Annotated in this window: 18 protein-coding genes; 6 read left to right on the forward strand and 12 right to left on the reverse strand. The window is 71.4% G+C overall.

Annotation, left to right across the window (positions count from 1 at the left end):
- Positions 1 to 31: 31 nt before the first annotated feature.
- Both ACFQBR_RS27360 and ACFQBR_RS27365 read right to left on the reverse strand, forming a co-directional pair.
- Complete coding sequence (locus tag ACFQBR_RS27360) at positions 32 to 1,447, reverse strand: DUF6177 family protein (RefSeq protein WP_344181316.1); 1,416 nt, start codon at positions 1,445 to 1,447, stop codon at positions 32 to 34.
- 148 nt (positions 1,448 to 1,595) lie between these two features.
- Positions 1,596 to 2,162, reverse strand: a complete 567-nt coding sequence (locus ACFQBR_RS27365) for a hypothetical protein (RefSeq protein WP_267944760.1) — start codon at positions 2,160 to 2,162, stop codon at positions 1,596 to 1,598.
- Between the two features lie 201 nt (positions 2,163 to 2,363).
- Between ACFQBR_RS27365 and map the strand changes: the two genes are divergently transcribed.
- Positions 2,364 to 3,140: a type I methionyl aminopeptidase gene (gene map, locus ACFQBR_RS27370; protein WP_267944761.1), complete on the forward strand. Its 777-nt coding sequence runs from the start codon at positions 2,364 to 2,366 to the stop codon at positions 3,138 to 3,140.
- Between the two features lie 211 nt (positions 3,141 to 3,351).
- The gene (locus tag ACFQBR_RS27375) at positions 3,352 to 4,632 is read left to right on the forward strand and encodes a hemolysin family protein (protein ID WP_267944762.1); all 1,281 of its coding nucleotides are present in this window, start codon (positions 3,352 to 3,354) and stop codon (positions 4,630 to 4,632) included.
- 235 nt (positions 4,633 to 4,867) lie between these two features.
- Here ACFQBR_RS27375 and ACFQBR_RS27380 read toward each other — a convergent pair whose 3' ends face one another.
- The gene (locus ACFQBR_RS27380; RefSeq protein WP_344181319.1) at positions 4,868 to 5,626 is read right to left on the reverse strand and encodes an SDR family NAD(P)-dependent oxidoreductase; all 759 of its coding nucleotides are present in this window, start codon (positions 5,624 to 5,626) and stop codon (positions 4,868 to 4,870) included.
- 148 nt (positions 5,627 to 5,774) lie between these two features.
- Here ACFQBR_RS27380 and ACFQBR_RS27385 point away from each other — a divergent pair, with 148 nt between their 5' ends.
- Complete coding sequence (locus ACFQBR_RS27385; RefSeq protein ID WP_344181321.1) at positions 5,775 to 6,428, forward strand: TetR/AcrR family transcriptional regulator; 654 nt, start codon at positions 5,775 to 5,777, stop codon at positions 6,426 to 6,428.
- Positions 6,429 to 6,657: 229 nt separating this feature from the next.
- On the forward strand, positions 6,658 to 7,134 hold the full coding sequence (locus tag ACFQBR_RS27390; protein ID WP_267944765.1) for a hypothetical protein: 477 nt from the start codon (positions 6,658 to 6,660) through the stop codon (positions 7,132 to 7,134).
- Positions 7,135 to 7,566: 432 nt separating this feature from the next.
- Here the strand turns inward: ACFQBR_RS27390 and ACFQBR_RS27395 are convergent, their stop codons facing one another.
- The 5 genes from ACFQBR_RS27395 to ACFQBR_RS27415 form a co-directional block, all read right to left on the reverse strand.
- Positions 7,567 to 8,328, reverse strand: a complete 762-nt coding sequence (locus tag ACFQBR_RS27395) for an ABC transporter permease (protein WP_344181323.1) — start codon at positions 8,326 to 8,328, stop codon at positions 7,567 to 7,569.
- A gap of 10 nt (positions 8,329 to 8,338) precedes the next feature.
- A complete protein-coding gene (locus ACFQBR_RS27400; RefSeq protein ID WP_344181325.1) occupies positions 8,339 to 9,145 on the reverse strand; it encodes an ABC transporter ATP-binding protein in 807 nt (268 codons plus the stop codon).
- Complete coding sequence (locus ACFQBR_RS27405; protein WP_344181327.1) at positions 9,142 to 9,528, reverse strand: DUF1048 domain-containing protein; 387 nt, start codon at positions 9,526 to 9,528, stop codon at positions 9,142 to 9,144. Before ACFQBR_RS27405 ends, ACFQBR_RS27400 begins: the two co-directional genes overlap by 4 nt.
- A 2-nt stretch (positions 9,529 to 9,530) precedes the next feature.
- Entirely contained in the window at positions 9,531 to 9,860 is a 330-nt protein-coding gene (locus ACFQBR_RS27410) for a PadR family transcriptional regulator (RefSeq protein ID WP_344181329.1), read from the reverse strand.
- Between the two features lie 402 nt (positions 9,861 to 10,262).
- Positions 10,263 to 10,652 (reverse strand): VOC family protein, encoded by a 390-nt coding sequence (locus ACFQBR_RS27415; RefSeq protein ID WP_344181331.1) that lies wholly within the window; start codon positions 10,650 to 10,652, stop codon positions 10,263 to 10,265.
- Positions 10,653 to 10,760: 108 nt separating this feature from the next.
- Between ACFQBR_RS27415 and ACFQBR_RS27420 the strand changes: the two genes are divergently transcribed.
- Positions 10,761 to 11,213, forward strand: a complete 453-nt coding sequence (locus ACFQBR_RS27420; RefSeq protein ID WP_344181333.1) for a pyridoxamine 5'-phosphate oxidase family protein — start codon at positions 10,761 to 10,763, stop codon at positions 11,211 to 11,213.
- Positions 11,214 to 11,464: 251 nt separating this feature from the next.
- Here the strand turns inward: ACFQBR_RS27420 and ACFQBR_RS27425 are convergent, their stop codons facing one another.
- On the reverse strand, positions 11,465 to 12,154 hold the full coding sequence (locus ACFQBR_RS27425; RefSeq protein WP_344181335.1) for a nitroreductase: 690 nt from the start codon (positions 12,152 to 12,154) through the stop codon (positions 11,465 to 11,467).
- 99 nt (positions 12,155 to 12,253) lie between these two features.
- Here ACFQBR_RS27425 and ACFQBR_RS27430 point away from each other — a divergent pair, with 99 nt between their 5' ends.
- Positions 12,254 to 12,844 (forward strand): TetR/AcrR family transcriptional regulator, encoded by a 591-nt coding sequence (locus ACFQBR_RS27430; protein ID WP_344181337.1) that lies wholly within the window; start codon positions 12,254 to 12,256, stop codon positions 12,842 to 12,844.
- A gap of 210 nt (positions 12,845 to 13,054) precedes the next feature.
- Here the strand turns inward: ACFQBR_RS27430 and ACFQBR_RS27435 are convergent, their stop codons facing one another.
- The 3 genes from ACFQBR_RS27435 to ACFQBR_RS27445 all read right to left on the reverse strand — a co-directional run bounded on the left by ACFQBR_RS27435 (position 13,055) and on the right by ACFQBR_RS27445 (position 16,158).
- Positions 13,055 to 14,974 carry a S9 family peptidase gene (locus ACFQBR_RS27435; protein ID WP_344181339.1) on the reverse strand — a complete coding sequence of 640 codons (1,920 nt, stop codon included), beginning with the start codon at positions 14,972 to 14,974 and terminating at the stop codon, positions 13,055 to 13,057.
- Between the two features lie 136 nt (positions 14,975 to 15,110).
- The gene (locus ACFQBR_RS27440; protein WP_344181341.1) at positions 15,111 to 15,851 is read right to left on the reverse strand and encodes a MerR family transcriptional regulator; all 741 of its coding nucleotides are present in this window, start codon (positions 15,849 to 15,851) and stop codon (positions 15,111 to 15,113) included.
- Complete coding sequence (locus tag ACFQBR_RS27445; protein ID WP_344181343.1) at positions 15,838 to 16,158, reverse strand: hypothetical protein; 321 nt, start codon at positions 16,156 to 16,158, stop codon at positions 15,838 to 15,840. Before ACFQBR_RS27445 ends, ACFQBR_RS27440 begins: the two co-directional genes overlap by 14 nt.
- Between the last annotated feature and the right edge of the window lie 90 nt (positions 16,159 to 16,248).

The following is a 16,248-nucleotide window of genomic DNA, read 5'->3' on the forward strand; positions in this document are numbered from 1 at the left end:
GCGGCTGTCGGCGGCGGCTCCGGCCCGCCCCTCACCCCGGGGAGGCCGAGGCGAGGTAGTCGGTCTGGCGCTGCATGAGCCACAGGCCCTTCAGGGGCGATGCGGCGTCTTGCACCACGGGGTACCAGAGCGCCCGGTCCTCGCCCTCCCCCACGAGCGTGCCCCTGACGGGTCCGGCCTGGGCGCGGCCGAGGCCGATCGCGCGCAGGCGGTCGGGGCCGATGGCCACTCCGACCGGGGTCGGGGGTCCGGCCCACACGGGTCCGCAGGTGGTGTCGCTGTGCCCCGGCACATGGCGTACCCGCAGGCTCTCCAGGAGTCCTTCCGCTGCAAGGGCCCGCACCAGGTCCGGGAGCGCGCCGAAGGGGACGCTCTCCCGTTCCTCGAACCCGGCCACGATCGAGACCCGTTCCAGGAGGCGGCCGCCCCGGTGGGTGAGGCTGATCTGCCCGGCGAGCGGCTGCCCCCGGCCGAGCGGCCCGGCGAGGTAGAGGATCGACGCCCTGGGGCCGCGCTCGGCCGCGAAGCGGGCGATGCGCTCGCGGTCCCACTCCCGGAGCGCGGGCTCGTGGGGGCCCCAGGCCGCCGGGGCGTGCCCGGCCAGGTGCTCGGCGACGATCTCCGCGGCGCGGCCCGGGCGCGGGGCGGCGGGGCCCGGGTGGAGGGCGGACACGTCCACGACCACCTGTGTCCCGGCGCCTTCGGCGAAGCCGACGAGGAACCCGGGCTCCGGCGCGGCGCCGGGTTCCCTCGCCGCCCAGTTCGGCCCGGAGGGCTCCTTGTCGGCGAGGAACCCGTAGGTGTGGTCCCAGTGCACGGCGAGTCCGGTGAGGCCGTCGTAGTGGCCGCCGTCCTGGCCGCGCACGACCCAGCGGCCCAGCGGCCCGGCGAGGAAGGTGCGCACGCCGTAGGTGAGCCGTGCGGTGGGCGGGGTGAGCACCTGGAGCGTCTTGCGGCCGGCGTGGGTGGCCACCGCGTCGCTGAGCCAGGAGGAGAAGGGCACCACGTCCCGGTCCTGGGCGACCAGGACCGCCCTGGCCGCGGCGCGCTCGGCCGCCGGGTGCTCGGACTCCTCCCACAGGCCGAAGTCGGCCGCTCCCGAGGTCCACACCGCTCCCCCGAGGGTGAGGGCGAGCCGGTCGGCGAACCGGTGTGCCACCTCGCGGCCCTGCTCGTCGGGACGAGCCCGGGTCTCCGTCCACCAGAACCGGTCGGGCAGACCCGCCACGACCTCCGCGCCGAGCAGGCGCTCGACCTCGCCCGCGGCCTCCACCGGCCGGCCGGGTTCGAGGGTGGCCAGCAGTCGGCCGTCGCCGTCGCGGATCTGCAGGACGCCGGTGTCCTTGTGCCGGTGCAGCCGCAGTTCCGGGTCGACGCCTCGAAGGGCGTTGATGATCGCCGGCTCGTCGGGCCTTTCCGCGACCAGGGCCACCACGTCGTAACTCAACAGTTCTCCTTGCCGGGGGTGTGCGGGAGAATGCCGGACCCGCCGGGGAGGGCCGAGGCGGTCCCTCCCCTCGCACAGGGGTCCGGCCACGGCGCCGTTCGGCCGTCGCAGGCGCGTGAGCGCGGACCGGCGTCCCCCGCGGACTTTCTCAGGTGGGGACGGTGCCGCTGAAGTACAACCCTTCGGAACCCTCGGGGACGATCTCTATCAGCACCTGTTCGTGGTCGGGGTACACGCCGAACCCGTAGGTGACGGTCGCCTCCTGCCCGTCGGGGATCGGTGCGTCGAAGTGGGCCAGGGTGCCGTTGCCGCTCTCGTCGACCTCCAGGATGGCCGGCAACGCCTCCTTGCTGTCGGGGCCGTGGAAGACGAACACGGCGACGCCGGTGGCGTCGAAGGGTTGGCCCGTGGCGTTGGTGAGTGTGAGGTCGAATGCCAGGGAGGGGGCGCCCCTGGAGTCCGGGGTGCGCTCGACGTTCCGCACGGCCGCGGTGAGCCCTTCGACGAGCTGGGCCTGCGTGGTGAAGTCGGCGTTCAGGCTGGTGACCCGGGAGGATTCACCGGCGTCGGCGGAGGACGCCGGCTCGCCGGAGGCGGCGGGACCCGGTTCGTCCTGGGGGGCGGGGGGAGAGCAGGCGCCGGCCACCAGGACCGCGGCAGCCAACGCGACGGCCCGGAGCGGGCCGAGGGGGCGGGGGGAGGATGAATCCTTCATGCGCACCAGTATGGGACACTTTCCGGCCGCTGCCGGGGGTGAGGAGCTTCGGAACCAAGCCCCGCTCCCGGCGCCGGATCCTGTGGCCGTCCTCCCCGCAGCCGTTGTCCGCGGGCGTGCGGAACGGCCTGGCCTCGTTCGGACCCCGAAGTCGGTATAGTACGGACGGTATAGTTATTGGTTGCATGAGGAAGGCGCCGCATGATCGAGATCCTGGACCCTGACAAGCTGCCCCAGGCCAGAGAGACAGGGGCCCTGGTCGGCCACATCCTGCGGACGGTGAGGGACCGCAGCACGGTGGGCACGAACCTCCTGGAGATCGACCGGTGGGCCCAGGAGATGATCACCGAGGCCGGCGCGCAGTCCTGCTACGTCGACTACGCGCCGTCCTTCGGACGCGGACCGTTCGGCCACTACATCTGCACCGCCGTCAACGACGCGGTGCTCCACGGCCTCCCGCACGACTACGCGCTCGCCGACGGCGACCTGCTGACGCTCGACCTCGCCGTCTCCCTGGGAGGGGTCGCCGCGGACTCCGCCATCAGCTTCGTCGTGGGCGGCTCCCGGCCGCCGGAGAGCGTCGCGCTGATCGAGGCGACCGAACGCGCACTGGCCGCGGGCATCGCCGCCGCCGGGCCCGGGGCCCGCATCGGCGACATCTCCCACGCCATCGGCAAGGTGCTGCGCGGGGCGGGGTACCCGATCAACACCGAGTTCGGGGGCCACGGCATCGGCTCGACGATGCACCAGGACCCGCACGTCCCCAACACCGGGCGGCCCGGCCGCGGGTACAAGCTGCGCCCCGGACTGCTGCTCGCGCTGGAGCCGTGGGTCATGGCGGACACCGCCCGGCTCGTCACCGACGACGACGGGTGGACGCTGCGCAGCGAGACGGGCTGCCGGACCGCGCACAGCGAGCACACCATCGCCGTCACCGAGGACGGGGCCGAGATCCTCACCCTGCCGAAGCCGGCGTAACCGCGAGGTCGCCCCGCGGTGCGTCGACGCGCCGTGGGGCGGGGGCGCGCTGGGGTGTGGGGGCGGACGGGGCGTCACGGCCCCGCCCGCCCCGTCTCCGGAGGTTCGCGGCGGTCCTTCTGGGCCGACTGCTGTTTGTGGGAGGCTTGTGCGGCCCGGAACCGGGCAGGAACCACACATTTCACCAGCAGCATCGGAGACGACAGCAGTTATGGAGAGCTACGGGGTTCAAATCGGCCTCGTCCTGGTCCTCGTCGTGGTCAACGCCCTCTTCGCCGGCAGCGAGATCGCCCTGATCACCCTGCGCGAAGGACAGATCAAGCAGCTGGCGGAGCGGGGGCCCGGCGGCAGGGCCGTGGCCCGCCTGGCCAAGGACCCCAACCGTTTCCTCGCCACCATCCAGATCGGCATCACCCTGGCCGGCTTCCTGGCCTCGGCCACTGCGGCCGTGGCCCTGGCCCAGCCCCTGGTCGAACCGCTCGGCTTCCTCGGCTCTGCGGCCGCGCCGGTCTCGGTCGTCCTGGTCACCATCGTCCTGACCTTCGTCACCCTGGTCTTCGGCGAGCTCGCGCCCAAGCGCATCGCCATGCAGCGCGCCGAGACCTGGGCCCTGGTGGTCTCGCGCCCCCTGGACCTGCTGGCCGCGCTCTCGCGTCCCGTGGTGTGGCTGCTGAGCGCCTCCACCAACCTGGTCGTGCGCCTGACCGGCGGTGACCCCACCGCCGCCAAGGAGGAGATCGGCGAGGAGGAGCTGCGCGAGATGCTCGCCACCCAGCGCGGCATGACGGCCGAGCAGCGCACCATCATCTCGGGCGCCTTCGAGATCGACGACCGGCGGCTGCGCCAGGTCGTCGTCCCGCGGGGCGAGGTCTTCACCATCCCGGCCCGCACCCCGGCCGGGGAGGCCGCCCTCATGCTCGCCGAGCACGGCCACTCCCGCGCCCCCGTCGTCGCCGACGACGACCTCGACGAGGTGCTCGGCGTCGTGCACTGGTCCGACCTGGTCCGCGGGGAGGGCGCGGCCGGTGAGCTGGCGCGGGAGCCGATGCTGCTGCCCGACTCCCTGGTGGTCTCCCTGGCCCTGCGCCGGATGACCGCCGAACACCAGCAGCTGGCCGTGGTGGTCGACGAGATGGGCGGCATCGACGGCATCGTCAGCCTGGAGGACCTGCTGGAGGAGATCGTCGGGGAGATCTACGACGAGACCGACTCCGACATCCGCACCGTGGTCTCCAACGACGACGGCACCATGACGCTGCCGGGCACCTACCCGGTGCACGACCTGTCCGACCTGGACCTGCCGCTGAACGATCCCCCCGAGGGCGACTACGTCACCGTCGCCGGTCTGCTCATCGCGATCCTGGGCCACATCCCCAGGACTCCCGGGGAGAAGGTCTCCTTCGGCGACTGGGAGGCCGAGGTCGCCGAGACCAGCGGGCGCACTGTCACCGCCGTGAAGGTGCGGCGCACCGCGACCGCCGAGCCCTCCTGACCCGCACGCCCGGCCGCCCGTGGCGGGCGGCCGGGCGTAGTGGGCGGCGCAGGCCACCTGGCCGCCCCGTCCCCAGGGCCGGTGCACCTTGGGTGCATCTTGGAACAGGTCTCGCCCAGGGCAGGAACGGGGCGGGAGGGACCGCCGCTTCGCAGGAGGCGGCGGTCTTGTCGTACCCGGCCGGGAGTGAGCCGGGGCCCGCTGCCTGCGTCTTTCCAGGCCGTCGCCCGGCCGCTCAGAGGAGGGCGCCGCCGGAGACCTCGATGCGCTGGGCGGTGACCCAGCGCAGGTCCTCGGAGGCCAGCGCGGCGATGGCGTCGCCGATCTCCTCGGGTTCGCCGACGCGGCCGAGCGCGGTCTGTCCGGCCAGGCCCCGGCGCATCTCGGCGTCGTCCCGCATCGCTCCACCGTTGAAATCGGTGGCGGTCGGCCCCGGGGCGATGGAGTTGACCCGGATGCCGCGCGGGCCGAGTTCTGCGGCGAGGGTGCGGCTCAGGGCTTCGACGGCGGCCTTCGAGGCGGAGTAGACCGAGGTGGCGGGGCTGGTGTGGCGGGTCAGCGACGTCGAGACGTTGATGACGCGGCCGCCCTGGGCCAGCAGCGGCACGAGTGACTGGACGAGGAAGAACGTGCCCCGGACGTTGGTGCCCATCACCGTGTCGAAGTCGTCGACCGTGACGTCCTCCAGCGGCCCGAAGATCCCCACTCCCGCGTTGTTGACCAGGATGTCGAGCCGCGAAGCACCCCAGCGCTCCAGCTGTTCGCCCAGTTCGCCGGTGAAGGAGGCGAAGGAGGAGACGTCGCTGATGTCGAGCCGGAGAACTGCGGCGGTCCCGCCCACCGCCCGCACCTGTTCCACCGTCTTCTCGGCCCCGGCCGCGTCACCGCGATGGGTGGCCAGGACCCGCACCCCGCGTCTGGCCAGAGCGATGGCCGCTCCGCGTCCGAGGCCGCGATTCGCACCGGTCACCAGAGCGATCTTGTCGATCGTCATGAACTGTTCCTCCACTGCGCGGCCACCGGGGTTCACCCGGGCGCCACAGATAAGATGCGAGTCACTCGACTCGCCTTGCTCTCGCATCGTAGGCAGGGCCGAGTGGCGAGTCAAGTGACTCGCCTCGGGTCTGCGGCATACTGTCCGCATGGCAGCAGAACTCTCCGCACACCACCGCAGGCTCGCTCAGCAAAAACGCGAGGCGATCATCACCGCGGCCACAGAGCTGTTCCTGGATCGCGGCTACGACGGCACCTCGCTGGCCCGGGTGGCCGAAGCGGCCGGGGTCTCGAAGTCCACCCTGTTCAAGCGGTTCCCCACCAAGGCGGCCCTCTTCGAGGCCATCGTCACCGAGTCCTGGCAGCGTGACGCCGGCGACGCCGCCGCGCGGCCGCAGACCGGAGACCTGCGATCCGGACTGGCGACCATCGGCCACCGCTATGCCGACCTGGTCGGCCGACCCGGCATGACAGCCCTGTTCCGGATCGTCATCGCCGAACTGCCCCGCTTCCCCGAACTGGGACGGATGCAGTTCCAGCTCGGCAAACTGCCCTACTTCACCTCCGTCCAGCACTACTTGGAAGCCGAGCACGAGGCGGGCAACGCCGATGTCCCGGACGCGGTGAGCGCCGCGAACCAGTTCCTCGGCATGATCGCCAACTACGTCCTGTGGCCCCGCATGCTGCTGACCGACTGGAACCCCGCGGCCTCCGACATCCACGACGCCGTCGAACAGGCCGTCCAGACCATGCTCGCCAGACACACACCGGGCCGCCGACCCGACCCGAAGCCGGAACGCTGACACCGGCGCACGCACCCACCCGCACACGCGCCTCGACGTACGGCGACACGCTCGCAGGAAGGGAACCCTGAGGCACGCGAGAATGGCGTGACACTGACTCCACGCCATCCACCATGGCCGGGATCGGCCATTGTTCGAGTTTCCCAGTGGATATCCCCCACGCATGGGAAGATTGTTGTCAACGACGTTTACCCCCAATGTCACCACTGGGACGGAAACGATGAGAAAAATGACGAGAATCCTCCTTGTCGCGGCAGCGCTGGCCGGGAGCATCGCCGCGGCCGGGCCCGCCAGTGCGGCACAGGGGTGCTCCGGCGCAGGGCCGACCGTGGTCGATCACCACGGAACATCCTGGTCAACGACGTATTGCAACGCATGGCTCGGCGGCAACCTCGAAAGGGGTGTCGGCAGGGACAACCCCAGTGAAATTTCTGGATACCTCTACGCGAACAGGGCATGGTTCGTCTGCCAGCAGCAATTCACCTACCTGGAGAACCCTCCGGCCGGCGAGTACCGCAACAACTGGTGGCTTTACACCCAGGGCGATGAGGCTTATCTGGACCAGGGATGGGGCTGGTTCCCGGCGGTGAACGTTTCCGGGGGAGGAAACTACGAGCCCATTCCCGGGCTGCGCAACTGTGGTTTCCCCGAGACCCTGTCCGCGGAGACGGGTCCCTCCGGACAGGTCGACGCGCCGGGCCGTTGAGGTCTGCGGCCCCCCTGGGGTCGAGGGGCATCGGCACAGGATCCAGAACCAAGGGGCCCTGGCCTCCAACACCCCGGCGCCCTCGCCGGCCGCCGTGGAGCGCCCGGCCTCGGCGGAGCCACCTCGGAGACCGTGTTCTTCCGTGGTCGGACGTGCGTGTGAGGGTGCGCCTGCCTGATTCCCCCCGCCCCGTACCGACACCCCTCCACCACGGCGGCCCCGCACCGGCACGAATCCGGTGCGGGGCCGCTGGGCCGTCGGCGTCTCCGCATGCGGCCTTGGTCGCCTTGCGCGTCTGGGCGATCTCACAGGGTCACGGTGCGTGGTGGGGCGTGTCCGTGGAGGCCGGGCTCCTGCCCGGCGCGCCGTGCCGCCCCTGGCGCCGCAGGTCCGCGCCCTTCGTCCCCGACGGACGGCCTGGCGGGGGCGCGCTCAGCTGATCTTGCGGCGGTACGTGGCCATGGCGAAGGCGTAGGCGACGACGAGGATGCCGACGCACCAGGCCAGGGCGGTCCAGACGTCGTTGCCGACCGGTTGGCCGGTGAGCAGGTCGCGGATCGTGTTGACGATGGACGTCACCGGCTGGTGTTCGGCGAACCAGCGCACCGGGCCGGGCATGGTGTCGGTGGGCACGAACGCCGAGCTGAGGAACGGCAGGAAGATGAGCGGGTAGGAGAAGGCGCTCGCCCCCTCCACCGAGGTCGCGGAGAGGCCGGGGATCACGGCGATCCAGGTCAGCGCCAGGGTGAACAGGATCAGGATGCCGGCGACCGCGAGCCATGCCCCCACCCCGGCCCCCGACCGGAAGCCCATGAGCAGGGCGACGCCCACGACGACCACGAGGGAGAGGACGTTGGCGACGAGCGAGGTGAGGACATGGGCCCACAGCACTCCCGACCGGGCGATCGGCATGGACTGGAAGCGCTCGAAGATCCCGCCCTGCATGTCGGTGAAGAGGCGAAACGCGGTGTAGGCGATCCCTGAGGCGATGGTGATGAGCAGGATGCCGGGCAGCATGTAGTTCACATAGGAGACCGATCCGGTGTCGATCGCGCCGCCGAACACGTAGACGAACATCAGCATCATGGCGATGGGCATGACGGCGGTCGTGATGATGGTGTCCGGGCTGCGCGTGACGTGGCGCAGGGTCCGTCCGGTGAGGGCGGCGGTGTCGCCGATGAAGTGCGTTGCCATGGTCGGTCCCCTACTTCTTCTCTAATGCGGTCCGGCGGTCTTCGCCGTCCGTGTCGGAGCCGCCGGTGACCGCGAAGAAGACGTCCTCCAGGGTCGGCTGCTTCTCGACGTATTCGACCTCGGCGGGCGGCAGCAGCGCCTTGAGCTCGGCGAGGGTGCCGTTGACGATGATCCGGCCCCGGTGGAGGATCGCGATCCGGTCGGCGAGCTGTTCGGCCTCGTCCAGGTACTGCGTGGTCAACAGGACCGTCGTGCCGCTCCCGGCGAGGTTCTTCACCGCCTCCCACACCTCGACGCGCGCCTGGGGGTCGAGCCCGGTCGTGGGTTCGTCCAGGAAGATGACCGGCGGGTTCCCGATGAGGCTCATGGCGATGTCCAGGCGGCGGCGCATGCCGCCCGAGTAGGTCGACACCCTCCGCCCGCCCGCCTCCGTCAGCGAGAAGCGGGAGAGCAGGTCGTCGGCGATCGCGCCCGGCTCCTCCATGTGGCGCAGCCTGGCGACGAGCACGAGGTTCTCCCGACCGCTGAGGATCTCGTCGACGGCGGCGAACTGTCCGGTGAGGCTGATGGACTCCCGCACGTTCGCCGACTGCGCGGCGACGTCGAAGCCGTTGACCGCGGCGGTTCCCTTGTCGGCCTTGAGCAGGGTGGACAGGATTCTCACGACCGTGGTCTTGCCCGCCCCGTTGGATCCCAGCAGGGCGAAGATGCTGCCCGGCGCGACGTCGAAGTCCACCCCGCGCAGCACGCGCAGGTCCTTGTAGGACTTCTCCAGGCCCCGCAGGCGGATCGCCGGCTGCTGCTGTGTCCTCGTCACAGGGGTCCCTCTTCCTTTCCGGTGTCTTCTCCGGCGGCGCGTTCGATGGCCCTGGCCAGGCGTTCGCGCTCCTTCTTGATCCACTGGCCCTCCGAGTAGTTCGCCAGGAACGTCTCGGCGAACTCCACGGGGTCCTCCCCGACGATCTCCCGGATCGGGGTTCCGACCGCCGCGCTCTGCTCGAAGAGGTCGATGAGGTCGTCCAGCATCTCCATCAGGATGTCCCCCCTCGTGATCGAGCCGAAGTACATCAGGTATCGGTCGAGCGCCTCGACCGCCGTGCGGTAGTTCTCGGGAAGCTGTTTCGTGCGCGCCTTGTACTGCCGGTACCGCTTCTTGTCCTCGAACGATCCCGTGACCTGTTCGATCCAACTCGGGGCCATTTTCACTTTCCTCCTTCTCGGAGCTGTTCAAGTCGTTCTGTGAGGAAGCTCCAGGTCCTCCAGAACTCTTCGAGGTATGCACGCCCCTGGGAATTGAGCGAGTAGACCTTGCGCGGCGGCCCCTTCTCGGACGGGACCTTCTCGACGTCGACGAGGCCGCGCCGCTCGACCCTGACGAGCAGCGCGTAGACGGTGCCCTCGGCGATGTCGGAGAAGCCCTGGTCCCGCAGCCACGCCGTGATCTCGTAGCCGTAGGCCGGTCGGTCGGACAGGATCGCGAGGACGATGCCCTCCAGGACCCCCTTGAGCATCTCCGTCGCCTGCTTGCCCACGGAATGCCTCCTCTGGCTACTCATCATCACTGACTACTGGTGCATAGTAATACTGACTACCGGTACATAGCAACACCGAATACCGATGAGGGTTGTCCGCGCTGCGAACACGTGGTGGGGCGCGGCGCGGCCCTGGTGGCCCACCCGAGGCGACGCAGGTGGCCCCGGGCCGGGGCGTCCGCCCCCGCGGCCGGATGCCGTCAGGCGGATCCCCCCGACGGGCTCCGCCCGCCGGTCGGCCCGTTTGCCCCGGGCAACTTCGCCACGTTCAAGGCGCTGGTCGCCGGGCAGCCCTGCCCTCCGGCAGGAGGACGTCCCCCGGGACGGCCCCGGCTCCGGTCCCGGCGGCACCGCCCGCGGGGGCCTTCCCTGGGCGGAGAGGCCGCGACGTGCCGAGCGCGACTACTCCGCGGGCAGGACGTCGAACTCGTTGCCCTCGGGGTCGGCCATCGCCACCCAGTCCTCGATCCGGGCCTTCCTGGTGGCGCCCAGTCGGACGAGCCGTTCGGCCTCGGCCTCGACGTCCTCGGCCCACAGGTCCAGGTGCACCCGGTTCTTGGCGCTCTTCGGTTCGGGGACCTTGTTGAAGAACAAGCGGGGCGCGGCTCCCGAGACCGGCCGGACGAGCACCGAGGGATCGTCCTCGGGGTCCTCGATCCCCTCTCGTCGGAGTCGTTCGAGTTCCCCGTCGTCGTAGGGGGCGACCTCGTACCCGTCGAGCGCCGCCGCCCAGAAGCGGGCCAGGGAGGCGGGGTGGGAGCAGTCGAACACGACGTCGCGCAACACAGCCATGACGCCAAGGTAGTCGGCGCTCCGCCCGAGGGGGCGCCGGGCCGAGGGCCCCGTGTGGACGGGGTTCGAGCTCGACCGCGTGACCTCCGAGCTCTTACCCTGGAGGGGATGAGTTCCTTCTCCGATACTCGATCCCCCCGTCCCTTCGATGTCGAAGCCTTCCTGGAACGTCCCCTGGTCGCCAGAGCGGCCACGGTCGACTCCGCCGGTGCACCTGTGGTCAGACCGGTCTGGTTCCTGTGGGAGCAGAACGCCCTGTGGTGGCTCACAGGCTCCTACTCGGTCGTGGCCAAGCACCTGGAACGTGACGCGCGCACCTCCGTGGTGGTGGACACCTGCGATCTGGAGCGCATGGAATTCCTCCAGGTGACCATGCACGGCAAAGCCGAGGTGGCGCCCTTCGACCAGGTTCTGGCCAGACGTCTGCTGCGCCGCTACCTGGGCGATGACGAGGAGGTATGGCACCCGGACTTCCGGCACTACGCGGATGACGGCCGCCTGGTCCGCTTCACACCCGACCGCACCGTCGTCAAGGACCTGTCCAAGAACGGCCAGATGTAGCCCCCGGGCACGGCAGGGCGGGCAACACCCCGGAACGCGAGGTCCCGACCGGTGGCGGGAACGGTGTCGAACATGTCGTCGGCAGGCCTTCTTCTCTGTTGTTCCCCTCCCTGCCGGTACGTCTGCCTGGTACGCCTTCCCTGATCCTGCGGACCTCACTCCCCCGCGCTGTCGCGAGAGGCGGTGTCCGCAGCGCTCCTGCGCCGAGCCGCCGGCATCCCGGCGACCGGACCCGCTGCCGTCTCCGGGCTCTAGCCGTGGAAGGTCGTGGTCTCCCCCAGCGCGGCACGCCCGGTGCTGATGTGGTTCACCGGCGCGGTGTCGTCGGCGTATCCGAACGAGATCCCCACGAGCAGCTTCCCCGTGGTGACGCCGAGTTCGGCGCGCACGTCGTCGGCGTGGAAGCTCAGCAGGCCCTGTGGGCAGCTGGCCACGCCGTAGGCGGTCATCGCCAGCAGCAGGGTCTGCATGTAGGCACCGACGTCGGCGGCCAGGCGGGCGTTGTCCTCACCGGAGACGAAGAGGAACGCGACGTGGGGCGCACCGTAGAACCGCAGGCTCTCGGCGTCGTACGCCGCACGTGCGGCGTGGTCGTCGAAGCCGATGCCCAGCGTCCCGTAGAGCCGGCCGCCGAAGGCGGCCCGCCGCTCCTGCTGCACCGGCGAGTACAGGTCGTCGCTGTAGGGGAAGTCGACCGACGTGCGGCCCGCGGCGTGGGCTTCCCGGAGGGCAGCGGCCAGTCGGTCCCGTGCGGGGCCGCTGGCGACCTCCACCTGCCAGGGCTGTGCGTTGGAGTTGGACGGCGCCGCCGCGGCCAGCGAGAAGATCGCGCGCATCGTCTCCTCGGGCACGGGTTCGGGGCGGAAGGCGCGTGTCGCGCGTCGACCGCGGATCAGCTTCTCCGCGTGTGCGCTCAGCTCGGTGTGTGCGGGGTGGTTCATGGGGGCTCCTCGACGACGGTTCAAGTAAACGCTTCCGTTTACTTGGGTCGACCATAGCGACACCCGCGCCGCAAGTAAACGCAGACGTATACTTTGCGCATGACTGTGGCGAGTGACACGACACGTAAGGGACGCGGGGCGAGGGAGCGCATCCTGGCCGCCGCATCCCGGCTCTTCGCGAGCGGGGGGATCACCGCGACCAGCATGGAGCAGGTCGCGGCGGCGGCGCCGGTCTCCAAACGGACCCTCTACGCCCACTTCCCGACCAGGGACGAACTGGCCGTCGCCCATCTGCGGGCGCTCGTGGACTCGGGGGACACCATGGAGGGCGTGCTGCTCCGGGAGGACCTCGACCCCCGCGAACGGCTCCTCCGCCTGTTCGACCGGCCCGACACGGACACGCCCGTGGTGCGCGGGTGCCCGTTCATCGACGCCGCGGCGGAGTTCCCCGACCCGGAGCACCCGGTCCACGCCTACGCCCGCGAACAGAAACTGCGCATGGTGCGGCTGGTGGCCGGACTCGTGACGGAACTGGGGTGCCCCCGCCCCGACGCGCTCGCCGAGCAGCTGGTCACCCTCGCCGACGGGGCGGCCAGCCGCGCCATGGTCCTGAACCAGGGGGACTACGGCCGACACGGCAGGACAGCCGCGGACGCCCTGCTGGAACAGGCCCTGGGAACCCCGCCGTGACCCCCTCCCGGCCGCTCCCCCGCCTTCTCCGGCGAGGGCGATCCACACGGATCCCGCCGACGGCACCGCGAGGGCCGGGGCCGTGACAAGGCCCTTCGTCGGCCGGGCCTCCCCGGACCCGGGCGCGGGGCGGACCGGGCGGGCGACGCGTCCCCGCCTCCGGAGCGCCCGGGCCGGGAGGGAGCGCGGCCCCCTCCCGGCCGCTCCGGCTCAGGCGGTGCTCGAGGAGCGCCCGCCCAGGTGCCGGGCCAAGAAGCGTTCGAGCGTGCGGTACAGCTCGATGTTGCTGTCCGTGTTGACGAACCAGTGGCCCTCGTTCTCGTTCAGCAGGTACTCGACCTCGGCGCCGCGGGCGCGGAGCGCGTCGAAGACGCGGTCGGAGTTGCGGCGGTGGACGCGGACGTCGTTGGCGCCGTGGATGAGCAGCACCGGCGCGGTGATGTCGTCGACCCGGCCGATGGGAGAACGGGCGAGCATGTCGGCCTCCTGGCGGGGGTCGTCCGGGTCGCCGATGTAGCGCAGGTAGCTGTTCTCGACGGCGCGGCGGGCGAAGGGGACGACCGACCGGACGAGGTCGACGAGGTCGGACATCCCCGTGTAGCTGACCGCGGCGGCGAACCGGTCCGGGGTGAACGCGGCCCCGACGAGTGCGGCGTAGCCGCCGTAGGAGCAGCCGTAGATCGCGACCCGGTCCGGGTCGGTGATCCCCTGCTCGACCACCCGGTCGAGGGCGTCGAGCAGGTCGTCGTGCATCTTGCCCGCGAACTCGCCGATCGCGGCCCGGGTGTGGGCCTTGCCGTAACCGGTGGAGCCGCGCATGTTGACCTGGAGTACCGCGTAGCCGCGGTTGGCCAGCAGCTGCACCTCCGGGTCGTAGCCCCAGCTGTCGCGGTACCACGGTCCGCCGTGCACCAGCAGCACGGTCGGCAGGCCGCGCGGCTCGACCCCGACCGGCAGGGTGAGGTGGCAGGGCAGGGTCAGGCCGTCGCGGGCGGTGACGGTGATCGGGGTGACCGGTGCGAGCCGGGCCGGGTCCAGGTGCGGGAACGGCCGGAACAGGCGGCGGGCCCGACCCGTGGCGTGGTCGTAGAACCAGGTGACGCCGGGATCGCGGTCGTGGGTGAAGTCCACCACCCAGCGTTGCGCCGCGGCGTCGCAGGACACGTGGGCCAGGTCGCCGTCGGACAGCTCGGCCAGCCGCGGCAGCACCGCGGCGAAGTGCGTGTCGAGCGCGTGGATCTCCTGCCTGGCCCCGAGGTAGCGGGCGCCCAGGAGTTCTCCGGTGGCCGGGTGCAGGATCAGCGAGGACGGGAAGCGCGGATCGGCCTCGGGACGGGGGGTGTCCAGGTCGAACACGGGGTGGCTGTCCACCCCGGTCTGCTCGCCGGTGTCCAGGTCGACCCGGACCAGGCGGGTGCGGTCCGAGCCGCGCGAGGAACCGATCCACAGCCCTCCCCCGTCCGGGGTGGGCGCGGCCGGGAGGACCCCGAAGAGGGCGTCCGCGCCGGGGAACCGCGCGATCGGGCGCCGCTCACCCGCGTCCCACTCCGACAGCACGTGGTCGCCCCCCTCCTCCATGGTGAAGGCCAGCAGCCGGTCGGGGGTGCGCAGCCAGGAGAGGACGTCGCCGGGGTTCTCCGCGGCCGTGGTCAGGCGGCCGGTGGCCAGGTCGAGCTCGAAGAGGTCGATCAGGTCGGGGCGGCGCATGTTGAGCTGCACGAACGCGGTGCCCGGCCGGTCCGGCGGGAGTTGCGCGCCGAGCAGCCGCACGCCCTCGAAGGGGGTCAGGTCGACCACGGGCTCGTCGGGCCGGTACGGGTCGGCGCGGTGCAGGTGCCAGTTCTCGTCGCCGTCGGTGTCCTGCTGGAACAGCAGGTAGCGGCCGTCCGTGGTCCAGAAGAAGGCGTCGATGTCGCGCCGGGGGTCGGAGGTGACACGCCGGGAGTCCGGGGCGTGGGCGTCGTCGGGGGCGGTCCAGTCCGAGTCCAGGTCGCGGACGAACACGTTGAGCCGTCCCCGCCACGGGGCGAGGTAGGCGACCTTCGCGCCGTCCGGGGACAGCAGGGCCCGGCTACGGGCGGGCGGGCCGAAGAACTCTTCGACGGAGATCAGCTTCGACTGAGCGGTCATGGCGAATCCTCGGGGTCGGTGGATACGGCGCCCCCGAGTCAAGACCCCGACGTCGCGTCGTACGCAAGCCCGCGGGAGATGTCCTGGGTCACAGTGCCCCTCAGAGTACGGACCGGCGCGGGGCCGCGGAGCCGGGTCAGGCCCCACCGGGCCGGGCCAGCCGCTGTTGGACCCGGCGCAGGACGCGGTGTTGCACGGGCCTGAGGTTCTGCCGGTTCAGTTCATCCATCAGCTCTTCGGCCTGCGCGTCGAGCGGGGGCAGGCCGTCCAGCCGCTGTACCAGCGGCTCGAGGTGCTCGACCAGCTCGTCGATCAGCGAGGAGACCTCCTCGTCCGGAGTGTCGGGCCCGAGTGCGTAGAAGCGCGCCGTGAGCGGCGCGAACGCGGCCGTGCCGCTGTCCGCCCCGCCGAACAGGGCGGCGAACCCCGCCGTGCCGTCCTCGCCGAGCAGGTGGCCGACCAGGACCAGCTGTTCGTGCTCGTAGCGGACCATGTCCTCCGGCACCTCCGCCGCGGGACCGGAGCGCCATGCCGAGACTTCCGGCGGCAGGTCGGGCGGGGCGCCGCTGCGGCGCAGCGCGGCGATCCCGGCCCGGCGGGCGAGAAGCCGTTCGATGTCGGCGGCGGCCTGGCGGTCGAGCTCGTCGAGCAGCTCCTCCGCGGCCTCGGGATCGTCCAGCACCGCGGGGAGCGCGGACAGCGGTACGCCGAGTGCGGTCATCCTCGTGATGCGCAGGAGGCGGACGAGGTGGTCCACACCGTAGTCCCGGTAGCCTCCGGCCGAGCGCGGCGGCTCGGGCAGCAGTCCGATCTGGTGGTAGTGGCGCAGCGTGCGGACGGTGACGCCGGCCAGCTCCGCGAGCTCACCGCTGAGCATGGGACAGCTCCTTCGGTTCCAGGTCGCGCAGGGCACGTGACACGATCATGGCCAGCAGCACGAGGATCCGCACACCGGCCCCGGCCAGGACCGGGGGCCCGTGGTCCGCCGTCACCCCGGCCGGACCGGTCCCCGCCGGTGCGGCGATCATCAGCGGGGCGGTCTTCACGCCGAACACCCTCCCACGTACAGCGCCGGCGGTCCGTTCGACCTGCGGCAGCGCCACCGCCGCGATGCCGTTGCCACGCGGACTCAGCGGATGCGGGGCGGGACAGGGGACGACGACGAGGGAGTGTTTGAGCGGCATTCGACCAGGAAAGACCCGGACGCTGCGTCAGGGTCAAGGCGGTCACAGCCGACGGGGCGGTGATCCGGGCCACCGGTCCCGGCCGGGACG

The sequence above is a fragment of the Nocardiopsis tropica genome (assembly GCF_042660575.1).
Lineage (GTDB): Bacteria > Actinomycetota > Actinomycetes > Streptosporangiales > Streptosporangiaceae > Nocardiopsis > Nocardiopsis tropica.

What these genes read in the sequence shown, in the direction of transcription:
- ACFQBR_RS27365 (WP_267944760.1), bottom strand. Translation starts at nt 2,162, where the DNA reads ATGAAGGATTCATCCTCCCCCCGCCCCCTCGGCCCGCTCCGGGCCGTC.
- map (WP_267944761.1), top strand. Translation starts at nt 2,364, where the DNA reads ATGATCGAGATCCTGGACCCTGACAAGCTGCCCCAGGCCAGAGAGACA.
- ACFQBR_RS27375 (WP_267944762.1), top strand. Translation starts at nt 3,352, where the DNA reads ATGGAGAGCTACGGGGTTCAAATCGGCCTCGTCCTGGTCCTCGTCGTG.
- ACFQBR_RS27380 (WP_344181319.1), bottom strand. Translation starts at nt 5,626, where the DNA reads ATGACGATCGACAAGATCGCTCTGGTGACCGGTGCGAATCGCGGCCTC.
- ACFQBR_RS27385 (WP_344181321.1), top strand. Translation starts at nt 5,775, where the DNA reads ATGGCAGCAGAACTCTCCGCACACCACCGCAGGCTCGCTCAGCAAAAA.
- ACFQBR_RS27390 (WP_267944765.1), top strand. Translation starts at nt 6,658, where the DNA reads ATGACGAGAATCCTCCTTGTCGCGGCAGCGCTGGCCGGGAGCATCGCC.
- ACFQBR_RS27395 (WP_344181323.1), bottom strand. Translation starts at nt 8,328, where the DNA reads ATGGCAACGCACTTCATCGGCGACACCGCCGCCCTCACCGGACGGACC.
- ACFQBR_RS27405 (WP_344181327.1), bottom strand. Translation starts at nt 9,528, where the DNA reads ATGGCCCCGAGTTGGATCGAACAGGTCACGGGATCGTTCGAGGACAAG.
- ACFQBR_RS27415 (WP_344181331.1), bottom strand. Translation starts at nt 10,652, where the DNA reads ATGGCTGTGTTGCGCGACGTCGTGTTCGACTGCTCCCACCCCGCCTCC.
- ACFQBR_RS27420 (WP_344181333.1), top strand. Translation starts at nt 10,761, where the DNA reads ATGAGTTCCTTCTCCGATACTCGATCCCCCCGTCCCTTCGATGTCGAA.
- ACFQBR_RS27425 (WP_344181335.1), bottom strand. Translation starts at nt 12,154, where the DNA reads ATGAACCACCCCGCACACACCGAGCTGAGCGCACACGCGGAGAAGCTG.
- ACFQBR_RS27430 (WP_344181337.1), top strand. Translation starts at nt 12,254, where the DNA reads ATGACTGTGGCGAGTGACACGACACGTAAGGGACGCGGGGCGAGGGAG.
- ACFQBR_RS27435 (WP_344181339.1), bottom strand. Translation starts at nt 14,974, where the DNA reads ATGACCGCTCAGTCGAAGCTGATCTCCGTCGAAGAGTTCTTCGGCCCG.
- ACFQBR_RS27440 (WP_344181341.1), bottom strand. Translation starts at nt 15,851, where the DNA reads ATGCTCAGCGGTGAGCTCGCGGAGCTGGCCGGCGTCACCGTCCGCACG.
- ACFQBR_RS27445 (WP_344181343.1), bottom strand. Translation starts at nt 16,158, where the DNA reads ATGCCGCTCAAACACTCCCTCGTCGTCGTCCCCTGTCCCGCCCCGCAT.